The organism is Saccharothrix sp. S26, assembly GCF_021390395.1.
Classification (GTDB): Bacteria; Actinomycetota; Actinomycetes; order Mycobacteriales; family Pseudonocardiaceae; genus Actinosynnema.
This window is the reverse complement of sequence record NZ_JAJUWT010000010.1, coordinates 16891-36266: the sequence shown is the minus strand read 5'-3', so window position 1 is coordinate 36266 and position 19376 is coordinate 16891. Positions and strand designations below refer to the sequence as shown.

Annotated in this window: 19 protein-coding genes and 1 pseudogene; 17 read left to right on the top strand and 3 right to left on the bottom strand. The window is 74.5% G+C overall.

The genetic code is table 11. The annotated features are described in order from the left end of the window. Window positions 1-19 precede the first annotated feature (19 nt). Window positions 20-652 (bottom strand): response regulator transcription factor, encoded by a 633-nt coding sequence (locus LZG04_RS17315; protein WP_233818191.1) that lies wholly within the window; start codon window positions 650-652, stop codon window positions 20-22. Beyond that, entirely contained in the window at window positions 649-1863 is a 1215-nt protein-coding gene (locus tag LZG04_RS17310) for a sensor histidine kinase (protein WP_233818189.1), read from the bottom strand. Before LZG04_RS17310 ends, LZG04_RS17315 begins: the two co-directional genes overlap by 4 nt. 90 nt (window positions 1864-1953) lie before the next feature. Here LZG04_RS17310 and LZG04_RS17305 point away from each other — a divergent pair, with 90 nt between their 5' ends. From LZG04_RS17305 to LZG04_RS17285, 5 genes and pseudogenes are all read left to right on the top strand, one after another. After that, window positions 1954-3309, top strand: a complete 1356-nt coding sequence (locus LZG04_RS17305) for an alpha/beta fold hydrolase (protein WP_233818187.1) — start codon at window positions 1954-1956, stop codon at window positions 3307-3309. Between the two features lie 34 nt (window positions 3310-3343). Beyond that, on the top strand, window positions 3344-3715 hold the full coding sequence (locus tag LZG04_RS17300) for an RNA-binding S4 domain-containing protein (protein WP_233818185.1): 372 nt from the start codon (window positions 3344-3346) through the stop codon (window positions 3713-3715). A gap of 170 nt (window positions 3716-3885) precedes the next feature. Then, complete coding sequence (locus LZG04_RS17295; RefSeq protein ID WP_233818183.1) at window positions 3886-4941, top strand: hypothetical protein; 1056 nt, start codon at window positions 3886-3888, stop codon at window positions 4939-4941. A 64-nt stretch (window positions 4942-5005) separates the two neighbouring features. Beyond that, window positions 5006-5461 carry an acyl-CoA dehydrogenase family protein gene (locus LZG04_RS17290; RefSeq protein WP_233818181.1) on the top strand — a complete coding sequence of 152 codons (456 nt, stop codon included), beginning with the start codon at window positions 5006-5008 and terminating at the stop codon, window positions 5459-5461. A 17-nt stretch (window positions 5462-5478) separates the two neighbouring features. Further along, window positions 5479-5937: pseudogene (locus LZG04_RS17285) on the top strand (acyl-CoA dehydrogenase family protein); the annotation flags it as partial. Between the two features lie 246 nt (window positions 5938-6183). Here LZG04_RS17285 and LZG04_RS17280 read toward each other — a convergent pair. Next, window positions 6184-7116: an EamA family transporter gene (locus LZG04_RS17280; RefSeq protein WP_233818179.1), complete on the bottom strand. Its 933-nt coding sequence runs from the start codon at window positions 7114-7116 to the stop codon at window positions 6184-6186. Between the two features lie 39 nt (window positions 7117-7155). On the opposite strand from LZG04_RS17280, the gene LZG04_RS17275 reads away from it, so the two are divergent. The 12 genes from LZG04_RS17275 (at window position 7156) to LZG04_RS17220 (ending at window position 19374) form a co-directional block, all read left to right on the top strand. Then, window positions 7156-7686, top strand: a complete 531-nt coding sequence (locus LZG04_RS17275; protein WP_233818177.1) for a CGNR zinc finger domain-containing protein — start codon at window positions 7156-7158, stop codon at window positions 7684-7686. A gap of 142 nt (window positions 7687-7828) precedes the next feature. Further along, window positions 7829-9085, top strand: coding sequence for an ATP-grasp domain-containing protein (locus LZG04_RS17270; protein ID WP_233818175.1), 1257 nt, complete (start codon window positions 7829-7831; stop codon window positions 9083-9085). Between the two features lie 43 nt (window positions 9086-9128). Beyond that, window positions 9129-9968: a Rossmann-like domain-containing protein gene (locus tag LZG04_RS17265; RefSeq protein WP_233818173.1), complete on the top strand. Its 840-nt coding sequence runs from the start codon at window positions 9129-9131 to the stop codon at window positions 9966-9968. Continuing rightward, the gene (locus tag LZG04_RS17260) at window positions 9965-11023 is read left to right on the top strand and encodes a PLP-dependent cysteine synthase family protein (RefSeq protein WP_374202829.1); all 1059 of its coding nucleotides are present in this window, start codon (window positions 9965-9967) and stop codon (window positions 11021-11023) included. Before LZG04_RS17265 ends, LZG04_RS17260 begins: the two co-directional genes overlap by 4 nt. Beyond that, complete coding sequence (locus LZG04_RS17255; protein WP_233818171.1) at window positions 11020-12021, top strand: dipeptide epimerase; 1002 nt, start codon at window positions 11020-11022, stop codon at window positions 12019-12021. The genes LZG04_RS17260 and LZG04_RS17255 overlap by 4 nt, the downstream gene beginning before the upstream one ends. A gap of 109 nt (window positions 12022-12130) precedes the next feature. Next, the gene (locus LZG04_RS17250) at window positions 12131-13312 is read left to right on the top strand and encodes an MFS transporter (protein WP_233818169.1); all 1182 of its coding nucleotides are present in this window, start codon (window positions 12131-12133) and stop codon (window positions 13310-13312) included. Beyond that, complete coding sequence (locus tag LZG04_RS17245) at window positions 13309-14103, top strand: trans-aconitate 2-methyltransferase (RefSeq protein ID WP_233818167.1); 795 nt, start codon at window positions 13309-13311, stop codon at window positions 14101-14103. The genes LZG04_RS17250 and LZG04_RS17245 overlap by 4 nt, the downstream gene beginning before the upstream one ends. Window positions 14104-14113: 10 nt before the next feature. Continuing rightward, complete coding sequence (locus LZG04_RS17240; RefSeq protein WP_233818165.1) at window positions 14114-15649, top strand: ABC transporter substrate-binding protein; 1536 nt, start codon at window positions 14114-14116, stop codon at window positions 15647-15649. Beyond that, window positions 15646-16590, top strand: a complete 945-nt coding sequence (locus LZG04_RS17235) for an ABC transporter permease (protein WP_233818163.1) — start codon at window positions 15646-15648, stop codon at window positions 16588-16590. The genes LZG04_RS17240 and LZG04_RS17235 overlap by 4 nt, the downstream gene beginning before the upstream one ends. Then, the gene (locus LZG04_RS17230; protein ID WP_233818161.1) at window positions 16587-17357 is read left to right on the top strand and encodes an ABC transporter permease; all 771 of its coding nucleotides are present in this window, start codon (window positions 16587-16589) and stop codon (window positions 17355-17357) included. The genes LZG04_RS17235 and LZG04_RS17230 overlap by 4 nt, the downstream gene beginning before the upstream one ends. Continuing rightward, entirely contained in the window at window positions 17354-18826 is a 1473-nt protein-coding gene (locus tag LZG04_RS17225) for an ABC transporter ATP-binding protein (protein WP_233818159.1), read from the top strand. Before LZG04_RS17230 ends, LZG04_RS17225 begins: the two co-directional genes overlap by 4 nt. Beyond that, the gene (locus LZG04_RS17220; RefSeq protein ID WP_233818158.1) at window positions 18823-19374 is read left to right on the top strand and encodes a GNAT family N-acetyltransferase; all 552 of its coding nucleotides are present in this window, start codon (window positions 18823-18825) and stop codon (window positions 19372-19374) included. Before LZG04_RS17225 ends, LZG04_RS17220 begins: the two co-directional genes overlap by 4 nt. Window positions 19375-19376: the final 2 nt, after the last annotated feature.

The window sequence follows — 19376 nt, the reverse complement described above, 5'->3', positions numbered from 1 at the left end:
ATGGGCCTCACCACCGCGGTCACGTCCGCGCGGCGTCGTGGACCAACAGCGCCGCCTCGACCCGGTTGCGACAGCCCAGCTTGGCCAGGATGCGGCTCACGTAGGTCTTGATGCTCGCCTCGCTCATGTGCACGCGGCGGCCCACCTCGGCGTTCGACAGCCCTTCCGCCACCAGGGCGACGATGTCCGCCTCCCGGGGCGTCAGGGCGGCCAGCCTTCGTGCCGCGTCCTCGCCACGCCCACCGTCGACCGCGACCATGCCGAGCACGTGCCGGGTCACGGCGGGCGACAGGTACGCCTCACCGGCGTGCACGGCCCGCACGGCGCGGATCAGCTCGTCGGGCGCGCAGTTCTTCAGCACGAACCCGTCGACCCCTTGCCGCAACGCCCGCCGCACGGTGGCCTCGTCGCCGAACGCGGTCAGCACCACCACCCTCGGCCCGCTCAACGCGGCGGCCGCGGCCAGGCCGTCCAGCACGGGCATGGCGAGGTCGAGGAGCGCCACGTCCACCCGGTGGCGGCGGGCCGCGTCCACGGCCGCGCGACCGTCGGCGGCCACCGCGACGACCTCCAGGTCGCCCGCCGACTCCAGCACCGCCGTGATGCCCGCGGTGATCAGCGGCTCGTCGTCCGCGACCAGCACCTTGATCACGCGAGGACCCCCGCCCGGTCCGGCGCGACCGGCAACATCGCGACCACCCGGAACCGGTCCGGCTCGGCGCGCACGCGCAACAGACCACCGGCCGCCCGGACCCGTTCGGCCAAGCCGGTCAGCCCGGTCCCCGGCGCGATCGAGGTCGGTTCACCGGCCGGGTCGGTCACGGCGGTCAGGTCGGCCACGGCAGTCGCGGCAGCCACGCCGGTCGAGTCCGCCACGCCGGTCGAGTTGGCCACGGCGACGGGATTCGCTACGCCGGCCGGGTTCGCCGTGCCAGTCGGGTCGGCCACGGCAGTCGGGCTCGCCACAGCGGTCGAGTCGGCCATAGGAGTCGAGGCGGTCACGGCAGTCGGGTCGGCCACGGCGGTCGGGTTCGTCACGGTGACCAGCAGCCCGTCCGGTTGCCAGTCCAGCGACACGACGACCGGCCGGCCGGGTGCGTGCCGGGTGGCGTTGGTCAGCCCTTCCTGCACCACCCGGTAAGCGGCGTGGTCCGCGTCCCGGGCGATCGGCCGGCGCGCACCCGACCGCTCAACCGTCACCGCGACACCGGCCCGGCGGAACTGGTCCACCAGTTCGTCCACGCCCGCCAAGCCGGGCTCGTCGCGCAGGGCCGCCACGACGGCGTGCAGTTCGTCCACGGCGGTGCGGGCGGCGTGCGCCAGGTCGCGGACCACCGGGCGTTGGGCGGCCGGCAGCGGGGCCACCTCCAGCGCCGCCGCCCGCACCGTCACCAGGCTGAGCCACCGGCCGAGCGAGTCGTGCATGTCCGCCGCGATGCGCAGCCGTTCCCGGGTCCGCTCCAGCTCGGTCTGCCGGGTGAAGTGCAGCCCCGCGGCCAGCGGCAACGCCACCAGCACCGCCACCCGGGCCAGCACCGGCCACGGGTCGACCCCGAACCGCCGCGTCAACGCCAGCAGCACGACCGGGTAGGCGAGCGCGGCGGCGACCACCGCGGCCAGCTCACGGCGGGTCGTGACGCGCCGACCGGCCTGGTAGCTCGTGCACGCCAGCAACGCCGGCGAACCGCCGGTCACCAACGCCATCGCCACCGCCGCCGGGAACGCCGCGAGCGGGCGCCGTGCGGCCACGACGAGCACCGCCGCCGTCACCGCGGCCACGACCGCCAACCCGCCGACCCCGCTCAACCACGCCAACCCGGTGTCGGCCACCACCACCGCGAGCAGCAGCGCAGTCCTCGCCATGGCCGCCACCCTAGCCATCCACTTTGGTGAACACCGCGGGCGACGATCGCGAACAGCGCCCGACCCCGACGCCTTCCTAGCGTGCGCAGCGTGATCAAACTCCTGCTGCCACTGCTGCTCCTCGTGCCGCCGCACGCCGACCAGCCGCCCCGAACGCTCGACTGGCAACCCTGTCCCGGCGACAGCGCGGTCACCGCCGAGTGCGCCGACCTGCCCGTGCCGGTGACCTCGACCCGGACCGTCACGCTGAAGCTGGCCCGCCTGCCCGCGACCGGCCCGCGCCGGGGCTCGGTGCTGGTCAACTTCGGCGGGCCGCAAGGCGATCAGATCGCGCTCCTGCGGTCCCGGCCGCACCTGTTCGACCGCATCCGCGAGTCGATGGACGTCGTGACGTGGGACCCGCGCGGCTACCCCGGCCTGAGCCGGCCCGCCCTGGCCTGCGACTGGACGTTCCTGCGCACGCCGCGCTTCCCCGCCGACCAGGCCGGGTTCGACCGGCTCGTCGCCGACAACCGCGCCCGCGGCGAGCGGTGCCGGGCCACCGACCCGGAACTGTTCGACCACATGGACTCCGGCAGCGACGCCCGTGACGTCGAGGCGATCCGGGTCGCGCTGCGCGAGCGGCGGGTGAACTTCATCGGCACCTCGTACGGCGGCGTGATCGCGCAGGCGTACGCCCGGAAGTACCCGCACCGGGTGCGCACGGTCTACGTCGACGGCACGGGCAACCACAGCACCCGTGACTGGGACGGTGAGCTGGACGCCATCGCCCGGGACAACGAGGCGTTCGCGCGGCGGTTCCTGGACTGGGCCGGGCCGGACGTCGAGCGGCGCTGGCAGGCGCTGGTCGCCAGGGCCGACGCCGAGCCGATCCCCGCCCTCACGGCGAGCACCGGCTACGACGGCACGCAGTTGCAGGCGCTCGCGTTCGGCAAGCTGCGGCGCGGCCCCGTCCAGTGGGACGAGGTGCTGCGGGCGATCACGGCGGCCGAGGCGGGCGACGCGTCCGGTTTCGCCCCGCCGGGCCGCGACCCGAACCCCGGCCTGCCCGGCGGCGGGGTCAAGGAGTGCCTCGACTTCCCGCACGCCGACTTCGCGCGGGTCGAGCGGACCACGCAGCGGCTGCGGCGGATCGCGCCGAACACCGGCGCGTCGTTCCCGCTGGCCTGGCACCTGTCGCTGACGTGCCCGGGGTGGCCGACGCCGACGGCCAACCCGCCCGCGCCGCTGCCCCGAGGGCTGCCGCCGTTCCTGGGCGCGGGCACCTGGCAGGACCACGCCGCCACGAAGCGGGTCACCGACCAGGTCGCGGGCAGCCGCACGATCTTCCACGACGGTCCCGGCCACAACCTGTTCGCAGGGATGATGAACGCGTGCGTGATCGAGCACGTGAGCGCCTACGTCACCGACCGGCGGCTGCCGCCCGCGCAGGTCACGTGCCCGTGACCGCGCCGGCCGCGCACAGGTCATGATGTAAGGCGTGGAGTCCACCCGTGTGGACCGCTGGCTGTGGGCGGTCCGGTTGACCAAGACCCGATCCGACGCCGCGGCGGCGTGCCGGGGCGGGCACGTGCGCGTCAACGACAAGCCGGCCAAGCCCGCCACCTCCGTGTCACCCGGTGACGAGGTGCGTGCACGAGTGGGTGACACGACCCGGATCGTGGAGGTCGTCCGGGTGATCCAGAAGCGGGTTGGCGCGGCCGACGCGGTCGGCTGCTTCATCGACCGGACCCCGCCGCCGCCACCGCCGACCGAGGCGCCCGCGCCCGTCGCCCGCCGGGAACGCGGCGCCGGCCGGCCCACCAAGCGGGAACGGCGGGTGCTGGACAGGTTCCGCAGCGGCCAACTGTGAGCCACGGGTCCGCGACCGGCCGGCGGACCCGTGCGCACCCGACCGGCCCGCCTGGACCGTTCGGGTGAACCGCGCGATCTCCCCCTAACGGGCGATCGATTCGTCCCGATCAAGGAAAGGACGGCGTTCTCCCGCGGGGCGGCCCGCACCGCCGCCGGTCGGGAGGCGCGGTGGTCCACAAGCGGCGGGACGAGCGCAACGGGCGGGTCGGCCTGGCCCGCTGGCGGCTGCGCGAGGGCGACTCGGCGGTGCTCGCCGGGCGGTTGCCGGAGGCCGCCGACCTGTACGCCGTGGCCGCCTACGAGCTGGACGGGCTCGACACCGGCGACCGCGAGGTGGCCACGCTGCTCGCGCACGCGCTGGCGGGTCACGCCCGGGTGGACCTGGAGCTCGGCCACCCGCACCGCGCCCTGGAGACGGTGACGACCGCGCTGGAGCTGGTCGAGCGGGCCGAGCCGGGCGGTGCGCTGCACGCCCGGATCCTGTGCTGCCGGGCGTGCGCGTTGCGCGAGACGGGAGCGCTGGACGACGCGCTCACGGCGTTCACCGAGGCGTTGGCGCTCCAGCGGGCCGTCGACCGCGACGGCGAGGCGGTGGTCGGCACGCTCACCGAGCTGTCCCGCACGCTCCGGTCGCGCGGCGAGCCGTGCGCCGCCGAACGGGCCGCCCGCGAGGCCGTCGAGCTGGCCGAGCGCATCGCGCCGGGCAGCCTGGCCGCCGCGGTCGGCCACCACACCCTGCGGGAGGCGTTGGACGACCTCGGCCGGGCCGACGAGGCGTGGCCGCACCTCGTGCGCGGCATCGACCTCCTGCTGCGGCACGCACCCGACGCACCCGTGACCGCCGACGCCGTCGACCGGTGGTGCGAGGTGGCGCTGGCGCGCGAAGGGGCGACCGACGCGCTGCCGTGCCTGGACCGGCACCTGGCCGTGATCGAGGCCCGGGCGCCGGACACGCCGGTGGTGGGCGTGCTGCGGTTGTGGCGCGGGATCGGGTTGGCCTCGCTCGGGTCCGACGAAGCGGACGCGGAGGCGTGGCGCGAGTTCGTGGGCGCGGAACGGGTGCTGGCCGGCCGGCCCGACCAGGCGAGGCGGGTGGCCCGGGCCCAGGCCGAACGCGCCGAGCTGCTGGCCCGGCACCGCGGCCCGGCGGCGGACCTCGAACAATTCCACCCCGCCGATACTCCCGATCACATCCCCCGCCACACCGGCCCACCGCCGACGTGAGCCCTCCTCGCACCTGCCGCCGAATGTTGCAACACCTTCACCCGACATTGGTCGCGCAGCCGAGTTGTCCCGGCTGATCGCGCGGCAGGGGTGGCTCGGCGTCACCGCGGACCCGGCGTACGGCGGGATGGGGTTGGGCCACCTGGCCAAGACCATCATCATCGAGGAGCTGTCCCGCGTCAGCGGCGCGATGGGGGCCATGGTGCAGGCGTCCCAGCTCGGCGTCGCGAAGATCGTGCACTTCGGCGACGAGGAGCAGAAGCGGCACTTGCCGCCGCGGGTCAGCGACGGCCGGTGCTTGCCGACGATCGCGGTCACCGAGCCGGACGCGGGCGGGCACCTGCTCGGCATGGCGAGCACCGCCGAGCGGGTGGGCGACGAGTACGTCCTCAACGGGCGCAAGGTGTTCGTCGGCAACAGCACGTCGGCGACCTGCACGGCGTGGTGGTCCGCACCGGACCGGGGTCGCGCGGCCTGTCGGCGTTCCTGGTCGAGGCGACCGCGCCGGGCTTCTCCCTAGCGCCGCACCGGCCCGCCATGGGCCTGCACGGCTTCAGCTTCGGCGAGCCGGTCTTCGAGGACTGCCGCGTCCCGGCGGCCAACCTGCTGGGCGCGGAGGGCGACGGCCTGGCCGTCGCGTACTCGTCCAGCGTCCTGTACGGGCGGCCCAACCTGACCGCGGTGTCGCTGGGCGTCCACCGCGCGATCGTGGAGCGGACCGTCGAGTTCGCGAGCACGCACCGCCGGTACGGCAGGCCGTTGGCCGAGCTGCCCGCGGTGAAGCAGAAGCTGGGGCAGCTGCTGTCCCAGCTGATGACCGCGCGGCTGGCCGCCTGCTTCGCCGCGCACCTGCTCGACCAGGGCATCCCCTGCGACGCGGAGCCGATCAGCGCCAAGCCGCTCAACGTGCAGTCCTCTTTGGACTCCGCGCGCACCGCGATGGAGGTGCACGCGGCGTACGGGCTGGACCCGGACCGCGCGGTCGAGCGCCTGCTGCGCGACGCCAATCACATCTACTCCCCCGCCGGCACCTCGGACATCCAGCGGCCGCGGCCGGCCGAGGTGGCGTTGGGCACCTACCGGGACCAGTGGTCGGCGCGGCTGTCCGACAAGCTGCGGGCGAGCAGCACGGCGCTGGACCGCGTCACGCTCGTGGCGGGCGAACCGGCGGGCCTGCCCGCCGTCGCCGCTTCCCACCAGTGCTGCGCCGCCGGGTCCTTCCGATCCCGGAGGGGCCCGGCGCTAGCGCGGCTCGCCCAGCTTCACGGCCACCACGCCGCCGAGGATCAACGCGCCGCCGGCCAACTGGACCGCGCCCGGTGCCTCGCCCAGCAGCAGCCACGCGAACACCAGCGCCATCACCACCTCGGTCAACGCCACGAACGACGCCAGCCGCGAGCCGAGCCTCCTGGTCGCGGCGATGCCGGCGACGTAGGCCAGGGCCGCGGTCACCACGCCCAGCGCGAGCAGCGGCGGCCACCAGGCGACGGTGAACCCGTCGAACGCGACCGGCCGCGCCGACACCGTGAACCCGACGATCCCGACCGCGCCCGCGAGCAGCAGCACGACACCGCCGACCAGCAGCCCGCCGGCGGCCAGCACGGTGCCCGGCAGCCCGTCCGCGTCCCGCGCGTTGAGCACGAAGTACACGGCGGCTCCCACCATCGCGGCCAACGCCCAGAGCACGCCGACCGCGCTGGCCCGCGCGCCGGACCCGACGTCGAGCACCAGCAGCAGCCCGACCAGGCCGAGCACGCCGCCGAGCACGGTCAGCCGGGTGGGCCGCTGGCCGTGCCGCAGCCACAGCCAGCCGACCACGGCCACCGGCGCGGTGTACTCGACCAGCAGCGCGACCCCGACCTCCATGTGCGCCACGGCGTTGAAGAACGCCAGTTGGCAGCCCGCGACCGCGACCAGCCCGTACGCCGTGATCAGCGGTGCGGCCCGGCGCAGGAGGCCCCACCGGCCGCGCAGCTGGACCACCGCCACCGGGGCCAGCACCACCGCGGCGAGCAGCACCCGCACCGCCACCGCGGCCGCCGACGACCAGCCCGCGTCCATCAGGCCGCGCGCGAGCGGCCCGGACAACCCGAAGGACGACGCCGACAGCAGCGCGAAGCCCAACCCGGCCCGCAGCCGCCCGCCCACGTGCGTGTCATGCGTCATCGTTGCCATGACCCATGACGCTATGGACCGGGCCGGTAATCTGTCAACATGCTTTTCACCCATGACACGACGGCGTCGCTGGTCGCCGCGGTCGCCTTGGTGAACTCGGCCGTCGAGCCGGACACGATGACCGACCGGGCGCAGCTCGACGCGTTCTTCGCCGAGCACGGGTACACCGGCTCGCGCACCCACGACCAGGCCGAACTGTCCGCGGTCCGAGCGCTGCGCGCGCCCCTGCGCCGACTGCTGACCAGCGACCGCGACACCGCGGTCGAGATCGTCAACGACATCCTGGCCAGGCACCGGGCCGTGCCGCGGCTCGTGCGGCACGACGGTTTCGACTACCACCTGCACGCCACCGACCCCGCGACGCCGCTGGCCGACCGGATCGAGGTGGAGACGGCCATGGCGATGGTCGACGTGATCCGCGCCGACGAGCTGAGCCGCCTGTCGGTGTGCGCGGACGACACGTGCGACGGGCTGGTGCTCGACCTGTCCCGCAACCGCTCCCGCCGCTACTGCAGCACCGCGTGCGGCAACCGGATCGCCGTGGCGAACTACCGCGCCCGCAGGGGCTGACGCCACCGCAGCGCCCCGACCGCGAAGGGAGAGCCGTTCGAGTTCGGTGACCCACATCACTCCAATGGCGGCCTCGGCACCGGACTGATAATGATTACCATTCTCCCCGTCCCCGGTCCGACGCCCCTTCGGAGGAGCACGCGTGGCGCACTTGTTGATGATCGAGAGCTGGGTCGGCGCGATGAGCTCGTTGCTGCCACGGGCGATCCACGAGGCCGGCCACCGCTTCACGTTCCTCACCCGGGACCTCAGGCACTACCTGCGCGCCGCGCCCGCGCACCCGCACCCGTTGCTGGCGGCGGACAACGTGCTCACCGCCGAGACCAACGACGTGCCCGCGCTGCTGTCCTATGTGGAGCGCCTGCACGGCGTGCTGGAGTTCGACGGCGTGATCTCCTCCTGCGACTACTACCTGGCCACCGTCGCCACCGTCGCCGCCCACCTGGGCCTGCCCGGGCCGGACCCGCGAGCCGTCGAACGCACCTGCCGCAAGGACCTCACCCGCACGACGACCTCGGCCGCCGGCGTGCCCGGCCCGCGGTTCGCGCTGGCCGAGGACTGGCCCGCGACCGCGAAGGCCGCGTCCGGGCTGGGCTACCCGCTGGTGGTCAAGCCGGTCGACCTGTGCGCCGGGATGCACGTGCGGGAGGTGCGCGACGAAGCCGCGTTGCGCGAGGCGTACCTGGCGCTGGAGGCGTTCCCGGTCAACGCCCGCGGCCAGGAGCGGGTGCCGACCGTGCTGCTGGAGGAGCTGCTCGTCGGACCCGAGGTGAGCGTCGAGACCGTGACCGCGGCCGGCACCACCTACGTGGTCGGGGTGACCGACAAGAGCCTGGCCGGGCGGCCGTGGTTCGTGGAGAGCGGCCACATGTTCCCCGCCGCGTTGAGCGACGCGGACCGGGACGCGGTCGTGGACACCGCCGTCAGCGCGATCGACGCGCTGGGCCTGGACCGCGCCGTCGCGCACACCGAGGTCAAGCTGACCGCCGACGGGCCGCGCCTGATCGAGGTCAACCCGCGCCCGGCGGGCAACCAGATCACCGAGCTGGTCCGCCGCGTCACCGGCGTCGACCTGCCCTCGGTGTTCGCCGACCTCGCCGCCGGTCGTCAGCCCGACCTGCGGTCGCGGGAGACCGGTGTGCGCAGCGCCGCCATCTCGTTCCTCCTGCCGCCGCGCGCCGGGGTGGTGGCCGGGATCGACGGCGTGGACGCCCTGCCCGCGAACCCGGAGGTGGTGGACTGGGCGGTGAAGCCCGCCGGGCACCGCGCCGGCGAACCGACCAGCAACAACAGCTACCTCGGGCACGTGATGGTGACGTCGCCGGACACCGATGCCCGCAGCCGGGCCGAGCGCGTCGTGAAGTCGCTGGACGTGCGTTACGCGGAGGCCGTCGCGTGATCGCGGTGGCAGACCCGAACCCGCGGCCCGCAGGAGGTGCCGCGTGACCGCGCAGGCCGGGCAGCGGCCGCTGTCCGACGTCACGGAGCTCGTCGCGCTGGCCCGGGCCGGCGCGGTGGGGCCCGACCCGGCGCAGTGCGCCGTCAGCGTCGCGTTCACCACCCGTCAGGGCGCACGGCACGCGTCACGCGAACAGGCGTACCGCAACACCGTGATCAGCGTCCGGGTCGGTGACGCGGTCGGCTCGTGCGCGGTGGAGCCCGACGCCGTGGACGACGCGGCCGTCACGGACTGCGTCGGCGAGCACGTCGCCGACCTGCTCGCCCACCCCGACCTCGCGATCCGCACCGCCGTGCTGGACGCCTACCTCATGCACGCGCACCCGCACCACCTCTCCGCCGCCCACCACGTCGTGATCGGCGGCGGCGACTCGCTGGCCAAGTCGATGGCCCGCGCCCGCGCCGTGGTCGACCTGCTGGACGCCGTGCCGGGGCAGCGGGTGCTGGTCGTCGGCGTGGTCAACTCGCTGCTGCACCACCTGCGCGAACGCGGCCTGCGGTACGTGCCGTGCGACCTCAAGGGCGGTCGCACCGAGTGGGGCGAGCCGATCGTGACCGACGCGCTCCCCGCGCTCGACGACTGCGACCTGGTGCTGGCCTCCGGCATGACCGTCGGCAACGGCAGCTTCGAACCGCTGCGACGTGCGGCCCGGGCCGCCGACCGGCCGCTGGTGGTGTTCGCCCAGACCGCGAGCGCGATCGTGCCGTGGTTCCTCGGCTCGGGCGTCACGGCGGTGTCGGCGGAGCCGTACCCGTTCTTCTGGCTGCACGGCGGCCCGACCACGCTGCACCACTACCGCGCCACCCCGGGACGGCCACGGTGACCGTGCGGCGCAACCCCCACCTGTTCGACCTGCTCGGCAACACCCCGGTGGCCCGCATCGACACGCCCCTGCCGCACCGGCACGGCGGGTTCTGGGCGAAGCTGGAGTGCCTGAGCGCGGGCGGCATGAAGGCCCGTTCGGCGGTCGCGATGCTGTTAGCCGCACGGGAGCGCGGCGAGCTGCGCCCCGGCGCGGTCGTCGTGGAGTCCACCAGCGGCACGCTCGGCCTCGGCCTGGCGTTCGCCGGCCAGGCGTTGGGGCACCCGGTGGTGCTGGTGGTGGACCACGAGCTGGAACCGTCGATGCGCGCGTTGCTGCGGGCCCACGGCGCGCGGCTGGAGATCGTGGACCGGCCGCACCCGACCGGCGGCTGGCAGCAGGCCCGGCTGGACCGGCTGCACGCCGTGCTGCGGGGGCTGCCCGGCGCGTACTGGCCCGACCAGTACAACAACCCCGACAACCCCGCCGGGTACGCGGGGCTGGCCCGCGAGCTGGCGGCGCAGCTCGACCACGCCGACGTGCTGGTGTGCAGCGTGGGCACCGGCGGGCACAGCGCCGGCGTCGTCGCGGCCCTGCGCCGGCACTGGCCGGACGTGCGGCTGGTCGGCGTGGACACGGTCGGCTCGACCATCTTCGGCCAACCCGCCCGACCACGGGTGATGCGCGGCCTGGGCAGCAGCATCCACCCGCGCAACGTCGCCTACGAGGAGTTCGACGAGGTGCACTGGCTCGGTCCGGTGGAGGTGGTCGACGCGTGCCGCAGGCTCGCCCGGGACTGCTTCGTCACCGGCGGCTGGAGCACCGGCGCGGTCGCCCTGGTGTCGGCATGGGTGGCGCGCGTCGAGCCGGGCGCGACCGTCGTGACGATCTTCCCGGACGGCCCGCACCGCTACCTGGGCACCATCTTCGACGACGACTTCTGCCGGTCGCGCGGCTTGCTGGGCACGCCGGAGGACCGGCCGGTGGAGATCGCCGACACCGCGGAGGTCGAGGTCACCAGCTGGGCCCGGTGCCGGACCGTTTACGCGCCCAAGGCCGTGGGGGTGCCCGCATGAAGCTCGACTGGACGGTGTACGGGCTCGAACTGCGGTCGCCGTTGCGCATATCGCGGTCGGTGATGGCGCGGCGTGACGCGGTGCGCGTGGTCGTGGAGTGCGACGGGGTCCGCGGTCACGGCGAGGTGGTGACGAGCGCGTACTACGGGCTGGACGTGGAGCGGATCACCGGGCTGCTGCGTGGCCTGGCACCCGTGGTCGAGTCCAGCGCGAGCCCGGACGAGCTGCGTGAGCGCCTGCCGCCGTTGCCGCCGGGCGTGCTCGCCGCCGTGGACGCCGTGCTGCACGACCTGGTCGCCACGCGGGCCGGCGTGCCCGTGCACGCGCTGGTGGGCGATCCACAGTGGACGGACGTGCCGACGGCGTGCACGATCGGCATCGGTCCGGTGCCCGAGGCGTCCACCGAGGCCGCCCGGCTGGCCGCGCGCGGGTTCACCGTGCTGAAGGTCAAGGTGGGCGGGGAGGACGACGTGGCCCGGGTCTCGGCGGTCCGGGCCGCCGCGCCGCACGCCCGGCTCATCCTCGACCCGAACGGCGGCTGGACCGCCGAGCAGGCCGTGCGGGTGGTCGACCGGCTCGCCGGAGTGGACGCCTTGGAGCAGCCGCTGCCGGCCGGTCGGTGGGACGAGCTGGCGTGGTTGCGCGAGCGGTGCGCGGTGCCGTTGATCGCGGACGAGGACGCCGCCACGGTCGCGGACGTGCGGGCGTTGGCGGACTTGGTCGACGGGGTGAACGTGAAGCTGGCCAAGTGCGGCGGGATCACCGCGGCGCTGGAGGTCATCGCCGTCGCGCGGGAGTGCGGGCTGGACGTGATGCTGGGCTGCCTGGTGGCGAGCTCGCTGGGCATCGCGCCGGCCGTCCACCTGACCGGTCACGCGCGGTGGGTGGACTTGGACGGGCACCTGCTGGTGGCGGACGACCCGTGGACCGGCATCGGCGGCGAGGACGGCACCCTGCGGCTGACCGGCGCGCCCGGCCTCGGCGTGGTGGCCAGATGAGGCGCTCCCCGCTCCCCGTGCGCGTGATCGCCACCCAGTGCGGCGTCGACCCGCGCAGCCTCCGCCGAGGCGACCCCGGCCCGTCCCCGACGACCGGCCCGGTGACCCGATGAAGCGCTTCCCCCTCTCCGTCCGCCTCCTGCTGGTCAACCAGTTCGGCGTCAACACCGGCTTCTACCTGCTCATCCCCTACCTCGCCACGCACCTCGGCGACCTCGGCCTGTCCGCGGCGACCATCGGTGTCGTCCTCGGGGTGCGGACGCTCAGCCAGCAAGGCTTGTTCCTGGTCGGCGGTTCGGCGTCGGACCGGCTCGGGCCGCGGCGGGTCATCATCGCGGGTTGTGCGGTGCGGGCCGTCGGGTTCGGGTTGTTCGCGGCCGGCGAGTCCGTGGTGGTGCTGCTGGGTGCCTCCGTGCTCAGCGGGGTGGCCGGGGCGTTGTTCAACCCGGCCGTGCGCGCCTACATCGCCGAGGAGGCCGAGGACCGGGCGGGTGCGTTCGCGCTGTTCAACGCCTACGGGCAGGCGGGCGCACTGGCCGGGCCGCTGCTGGGCGGCCTGGTGATGCTGTGGGACTTCCGGGTCGCCGCGCTGGTGGCGGCCGGGATCTTCGCCGCGCTCACGGTCGCGCAGGCCGTCGTGCTGCCCGACCGACCGGCCGCGCCGCACCGGGGCACGGTCCTCGACGACTGGCGCGAGTGCCTGTCCGACCGGCGGTTCCTGGCCTTCACCGCCGCGCTCACCGGCATGTTCGTCCTGCAGAACCAGCTCTACCTGGTGCTGCCGCTGGAAGCGCGGCGGTCGACCGACTCGTCGTTCGCGGTCGCGGCGCTGTTCCTGGTGTCCACCGTCGCGACCCTGCTGTTGCAAGTGCGCGTCACGCGGGCGCTGGACCGGTTCGCGCGCGGTCGGGCCATCGCGCTCGGGCTCGCGGTCATGGGGCTCGGGTTCGTGGCCACGGCGGTCAGCCACGTCGGACCGGTCGGCGGCATCACACCCGTGCTCGTCACCGCGCTGCTGCTGTCGGTCGGCGTGATGATCACGCACCCGTTCGTCTACGAGCTGATCCCGGCGTTCGGCCGCACCGGCCTGGCCGGCACGTACTTCGGCGTGTTCTACCTGGTCTCCGGCCTCGCCGCGACCCTGGGCAACGCGGTGATCGGCTGGGTGTTCGGCCGGTCGGCCCCGCTGGCGTCGCTGCTGTGCGCGGCGATCGGGCTGGGGTGCGCGGCGGCCGTGGCCTGGCTGCACCGGCGTGGCGCGCTGACCGCGAACCGAGAGGTGGCCCGATGAGCGAGAACCTGCTGACCGACAACCCCGGCCTCTACGAGCAGCAGTTCCCCGACCCCGACCACGTCGCCGCCCGGTTCGCGCACGACGTCGTCACGCGGTTCGGTGCCGACCACCACTCCGGGGTCCGGCGCGCGCTCCTGGACGTCGGCTGCGGCACGGGCCGCGACGCGGGCCACCTGGCGACCCTGGGCCACGACGTGGTCGGGCTGGACAGCTCGGAGCGGATGGTCCAGCACGCCCGCGCGCACCACCCGGCGGTGGAGTTCGTGCTCGGCGACATGCGGTCGTTCGACCTGGGCCGCCGCTTCGACGTGATCACGTGCCTGGACAGCGCGCTGCTGTACTGCCACACGAACGCCGACCTGGACGGGTTCCTGCACCGCTGCCGCGCCCACCTGCGCCCCGGCGGCCTGCTCGTGGCGGAGATGCGCAACGGCGCGTTCTTCCTCGGCAACACCGAACTGCTCGACGGCGTCCGCAGCCGCACGGTCGTCTGGCAGGGCGTCTCCTACACCTCCCACACCCGGCTGTGGATCGACCACGCGGCCCAGTTGCTGCGGCGTCGGCGCGAGTGGTGGTGGCCCGGCGCGCAGCCGCTCGTGCAGCGGTCGGCGTGGCGGCTGCTGTTCCCCCAGGAGCTGCGGCACTTCCTCGACCACGCCGGGTTCGACGTGCTCGCCCTGTTCGACTCGCCGGGGCCGCGCACCGACGAACCCTGGACCGCCGACGCCGAGCTGGGCGAGGCCCTGTCCGGAGACCGCCTGCACCTCGTCGCGCGCCTGCGCCACTGAAAGGAACGACATGCACCCGCTCACCCGCCGCGGTTTCCTCGGCCTCACCGCCGGCCTCTCCTTCGCCGCCCTCACCGGCTGCGGCACGGCCGAACCGACCTCCGCCGCGTCCACCCCGCGCGCCGGTGGACGGCTGCGCGCCGCGTTCGCGGGCGGCGGGGCCAAAGAGGTGCTGGACCCGCACCTGGCGAACCTGTTCGTGGAGGCCGCCCGGTCCAAGGCGCTGTACGACAAGCTCGCCGACCTCGGCCCGGACGTCGCCGCCCAGCCCCGGCTCGCCGAGAAGTGGGAGCCCGACGCCACCCTGACCCGCTGGCGGATCACGTTGCGGCGGGCAGTGTTCCACAACGGGCAGCCGGTCCGCGCGGAGGACGTGCTGGCCAGCTACGCCCGCATCCTCGACCCGAACCGCGCCTTCCGCGCCAAGTCCAGCCTGGCGCTCATCGACCTGGCGAACAGCCGTGCGGTGGACGAGCGGACGGTCGAGTTCGCGGTGAAGCGGCCGTTCGTGGAGTTCCCGAACGTGCTGGCCGCGTTCGGCGCGTACATCGTGCCCGCGGGCACCGAGGACTTCACCAGCCCGGTCGGCTCCGGGCCGTTCCGCTTCGTCTCCTTCGAACCCGGCAAGTCGGTGCTGCTCAAGCGGAACGCCGAGTACTGGGAGGGCGCGCCGCACCTGGACGAGCTGGAGTTCGTCATCGCCAACGAGGAGTCGGCGCGGGCCAACGCGCTGCTCGGCGGCCAGGTCGAGTACGCGCACGACCTCACCCCCACCACCGCGCGCAGCCACGCGGCCGGCGACCGGATGGCGATCCACCGCGCGCCCAACAGCGCCGTGCAGGCGTTCGCGATGAAGCTCGACCGGCCGCCGTTCGACAACCGGGACCTGCGCGAGGCGATGTTCCTGCTCGCCGACCGGCCGCAGCTGGTCGAGTCGGTGCTGGCGGGCAGCGGGCAGGTCGGCAACGACCTGTTCGGCAAGGGCTACCAGCACTACGCCGACGACATCCCGCAGCGCACCCGTGACCTGGACAAGGCGAAGTTCCTCATCCGCAAGGCGGGCGCGGAGGGCCTCACGGTCAAGCTGGACACCTCCACCGCCGCGGCCGGCATGGTCGAGGCCGCCACGGTGTTCGCCGACCAGGTCAAGGGCTCGGGGCTGACCGTCGAAGTGGTCACCGGCAACAAGGACAGCTACTGGTCCGACACGCTCAAGAACGGCTCGCTGTCGAGCTTCCGGTCCGGCGCGATGCCGATCGAGACCCACATCGCGCAACGCCTGCTCAGCGGCTCGGGCACGAACGTGACCAAGTGGGCCCGGCCCGAGTTCGACGCGCTGTACGACCAAGCGGTGTCCACTGTGGACGAGACGCGGCGCGGCGAGGTGTACCGGGAGATGCAGCGCTCCCTGCACGCCGAGGGCGGCTACCTGATGTGGGGCTTCGCGGACTGGATCGTCGGCGCGGCGCCGAACGTCGGCGGCATCTCCACCGCGCCCGCCAACACGCTGGACTGGGCGCGGTTCGACAAGGTGTGGTTGGGGTGAGCCCGCGCCGCTACGCCGCCCGCCGGCTGGCCCTGGGCCTGGTGCAGGTGCTCGCCGTCGTCACGGTGGTGTTCCTGCTGGTGCAGGCGTTGCCGGGGGACGCGGCGGTGGCGCTGGCGGGCGACAACCCGGACCCGCGGCGGATCGAGCAGATCCGCGTCACCATGGGCTTGGACCGGCCACCGCTCGAGCGGTTCGGCGAGTGGGTCCTCGGGTTGGCGCGCGGCGACTTCGGCGTGTCGTTGATCTCCGGTCGGCCGGTGGTCGAGTTCCTGCACGACGGGCTCGGGCCGACGCTCGTGCTCGCGGCGCTCGCCCTCGTGCTGCTGGTCCCGTTGTCGGTGGTGTTGGGCGTGCTGGCGGCGTTGCGCGAGGGCGGGCCGGTGGACCGGGTCGTCACGACGGTCACGGTGGGCCTGCACTCGATCCCCGAGTTCGCGCTGGCCGTGGTGCTCATCGCGGTGTTCGGCGTGCAGTTGCGGTGGCTGCCGCCGACGGCGGTGGGCGCGGACCTGCTCGGGCAACCCGCCGTGCTGGTGCTGCCGCTGGTGGTGCTGGTGGCGCGGCCGCTGTGCTCGATCAGCCGGTTGGTGCGGGCCGGGATGATCGACGCGCTGGCGTCCGACCACGTGCGGCACGCGCGGCGGCTGGGCATCGGGGTGACGCGGATCCGGTTCGCGCACGCCCTGCCGAACGCCCTCGCGCCCGCCGTGCAGCAGGTGGCGCGGACCACCGACTGGCTGCTGGGCGGCGTGATCGTGGTCGAGGCGGTGTTCGTCGTCCCCGGGCTGGGCACGATCCTGGTGGACGCGGTCGCGGGCCGCGACCTGCCGGTGGTGCAGGGGCTCGCGGTGGTGTTCGCGGTGACCACGGTGGTGGTGAACCTGGTCGCGGACCTGCTCGCGTTCCGGCTCGCACCGCGATCGGTGGCGATCGCGTGAGGGTCGTCGGCTGGTCGCTCGTGCTGGTGCCGCTGGTGCTCGCGCTGGTGGGGCCGTGGTTCGTGCCGGACGAGCCGACGCGCGGCGCGCCGTTCGCGGGGAACTCGTCGTTGGGCACCGACTTCGTCGGCCGGGACGTGTGGCACCAGGTGCTCGCGGGCGGGCGGACGGTGGTGCTGGTCGCGGTGGTGGCGACGGCGCTGTCGTACCTGCTGGGCGTGCCGTGGGGCGTGACGGCCGCCATGACCCGCCTGCGGGTCGTGGACGAGGTGCTGATGCGGCCCCTGGACCTGCTGCTCGCCGTGCCGTCGTTGCTGGTGCTGATCCTGGTGGCCGCCATCGCCGGTCCCGGTCTGCCGGTGCTCGTCGGCGTGGTGGCGCTGGTCAACTTCCCCGACGTGGCGCGGATCTCGCGGGCCGCCGCGCTGGAGGTCGCCGGGCGTCCGGCGTTGGAGGCGATGCGGTTGCAGGGCGAGACGTGGTGGCGGACCTCGATCGTCTACCCGGGACGGTCGATGGTGCGGACCCTGGCCGCCGACTCGGGCGTGCGGCTGACCGGCGCGCTGTACCTGGTCGCGTCGGCGAGCTTCCTCGGCGTCGGGGTCGCGCCGGACGCGGCCGACTGGGCGGTCATGGTCGACCGCAACCGGGTCGGGCTGTTCCTCCAGCCGTGGGCGGTGGTCGTGCCCGCGTTGCTGATCGTGGCGTTGTCGGTGGGGCTGAACCTGGTGTTCGACCGGGCGTTGCGGACGGGGGCGCGGACGTGACGCCCGTGGTGCACGTCGAGGGCCTGCGCGCGGTGACCGGGTCGCGCACGCTGGTCGACGGCGTCAGCTTCGCGCTGGCCGCCGGGCAGGTGGTGGCGCTGGTCGGCGCGTCCGGCAGCGGCAAGACCACCACGGGCCTCGCGCTGCTGGGCGAGCACGCGCCGGGCGTGTCGGTGAGCGGGCGGGTCACCGTGACCGGGCGGATCGGCTTCGTGCCGCAGCAGCCGTCGGCGGCGCTGAACCCGGTGCGGCGGCTCGGCGGCGTGTTCCGGGAGATCGCCGCCCTGCACCCCGGTGACGACGACGTGCTGATCGCCACCGCGTTGCGCCGGGCGCGCGTGCCGGTGGAGCTGCTGCGCCGCTACCCGCACGAGCTGTCCGGCGGCCAGCAGCAGCGGGTGGTGCTGGCGCAGGCCCTGGTGGGTGATCCGGCGGTGCTGGTCGCGGACGAGCCCACCACCGGGCAGGACCCGATCACGCGGGCCGAGGTGGTGGACGAGCTGGCGTCGGTCGTCGCCCAAGGGGTGGCGCTGGTGCTGCTCACGCACGACCTGGACGTGGTGCGCGCGGTGGCGGACGAGGTGGTGGTGCTGCGGTCGGGCCGGGTCGTGGAGGCCGGTCCGACGGCCGACGTGCTCGACCGGCCGCGCACGGCCTACACCGCCGCGCTGGTCGCGGCACAGCCCCGCGTCACCGTGCCCGCCGAGCGACCGGCCGCGGCACCCCGCCTGGAGACGCGGTCGGTGACCGCGCGGCACCGGGCCACGACCGTGCTGCACGACGTGGACGTGCGGGTGGGCGCGGGCGAGTGCCTGGCCGTCGTGGGGCGGTCCGGCAGCGGCAAGACCACGCTCGCCCGGTGCGTCGCCGGGCTGCACGCCGGGTTCGCCGGCGAGGTGCTGCTGGACGGCCGCCCGCTGCCGCGGTCGTTGCGCCGCCGTTCCCGCGCGGAGCTGGCCGCGGTGCAGTACGTGTTCCAGGACGCCCGCGCGTCGTTCGACGCCTACCGCACCGTGCTCGACCAGGTCAGCCGGACCGCCGTGCGGCTCGGTGGCGCGGCCGACCCGCGCGCGGAGGCGTTGGCGCGGCTGGCGGCCGTGGGGCTGGACGAGGCCACCGTGACGCGCCGGCCCGCCGGGCTCTCCGGCGGCGAGCTGCAACGGGCGGCGCTGGTGCGCGCGCTGCTGGCCCGGCCCGACGTGCTGGTGTGCGACGAGATCACGTCCGGTCTGGACACCCTGACCCAGGCGAGCCTGCTCGACCAGCTCGCCGCGCTGACCTGCACCGTCGTGCTGATCAGCCACGACCTGGCCGTCGTCGCGCGGCTCGCGGACCGCGTCGCCGTGCTGCACCGGGGACGCGTCGTCGAGCACGGGCCGGCGGGCGAGGTCCTGGGCTCCCCCACCCACCCGGTGACCGTCGGCCTGCTGGGCCGCTCGATGGAAGGAACAGAGGAGAGGAAGGCATGAACCCCTACCACCGCGAAGTGGGGCCCTACGAGGTCCGTCGCGCGCGCGAGTCCGATCTGGACGGTGCGCGCAGCGTCATGCTGGACACGTTCTACCAGGAGTTCGGCTACGGCTACCGGCCCGAGTGGCACCGCGACGTGATCGACCTGGAAGGCGCGTACCTGCGGCCCGAGCGGCACGCGTTGTTCGTCGCGGTCAAGGGCGACGAGGTGGTGGCGACGACCGGCGTGCGCGCCACCGCGCCCGCCAGCCCACCGCACCCCGCCTGGCTGGCCGCGCGGTACCCGGAGGGCAGCACGGCGCAGTTGTTCCGCGTGTACGTGCGGCCGGACCACCGACGGGCCGGGCTGGCGCGGGCGCTGGTCGACATGGCCACCGGGTTCGTCGTGGGCACGCCAGGCTACGAGCGGCTGTACCTGCACACCGACACCCGGATCCCCGGGGCCGAGCCGTTCTGGCGGTCCGTGGCCGAGGAGGTGCACGACGCCCGTGACGGCGACCCGATCACCTTCCAGACCGTCCACTTCGAGATCCCGTTGCCGCGCTGAGC

Coding starts and splice junctions, on each gene's coding strand:
- LZG04_RS17310 (WP_233818189.1), bottom strand. CDS start 1,863: ATGGCGAGGACTGCGCTGCTGCTCGCGGTGGTGGTGGCCGACACCGGG.
- LZG04_RS17280 (WP_233818179.1), bottom strand. CDS start 7,116: ATGGCAACGATGACGCATGACACGCACGTGGGCGGGCGGCTGCGGGCC.
- LZG04_RS17275 (WP_233818177.1), top strand. CDS start 7,156: ATGCTTTTCACCCATGACACGACGGCGTCGCTGGTCGCCGCGGTCGCC.
- LZG04_RS17255 (WP_233818171.1), top strand. CDS start 11,020: ATGAAGCTCGACTGGACGGTGTACGGGCTCGAACTGCGGTCGCCGTTG.
- LZG04_RS17250 (WP_233818169.1), top strand. CDS start 12,131: ATGAAGCGCTTCCCCCTCTCCGTCCGCCTCCTGCTGGTCAACCAGTTC.
- LZG04_RS17245 (WP_233818167.1), top strand. CDS start 13,309: ATGAGCGAGAACCTGCTGACCGACAACCCCGGCCTCTACGAGCAGCAG.
- LZG04_RS17240 (WP_233818165.1), top strand. CDS start 14,114: ATGCACCCGCTCACCCGCCGCGGTTTCCTCGGCCTCACCGCCGGCCTC.
- LZG04_RS17220 (WP_233818158.1), top strand. CDS start 18,823: ATGAACCCCTACCACCGCGAAGTGGGGCCCTACGAGGTCCGTCGCGCG.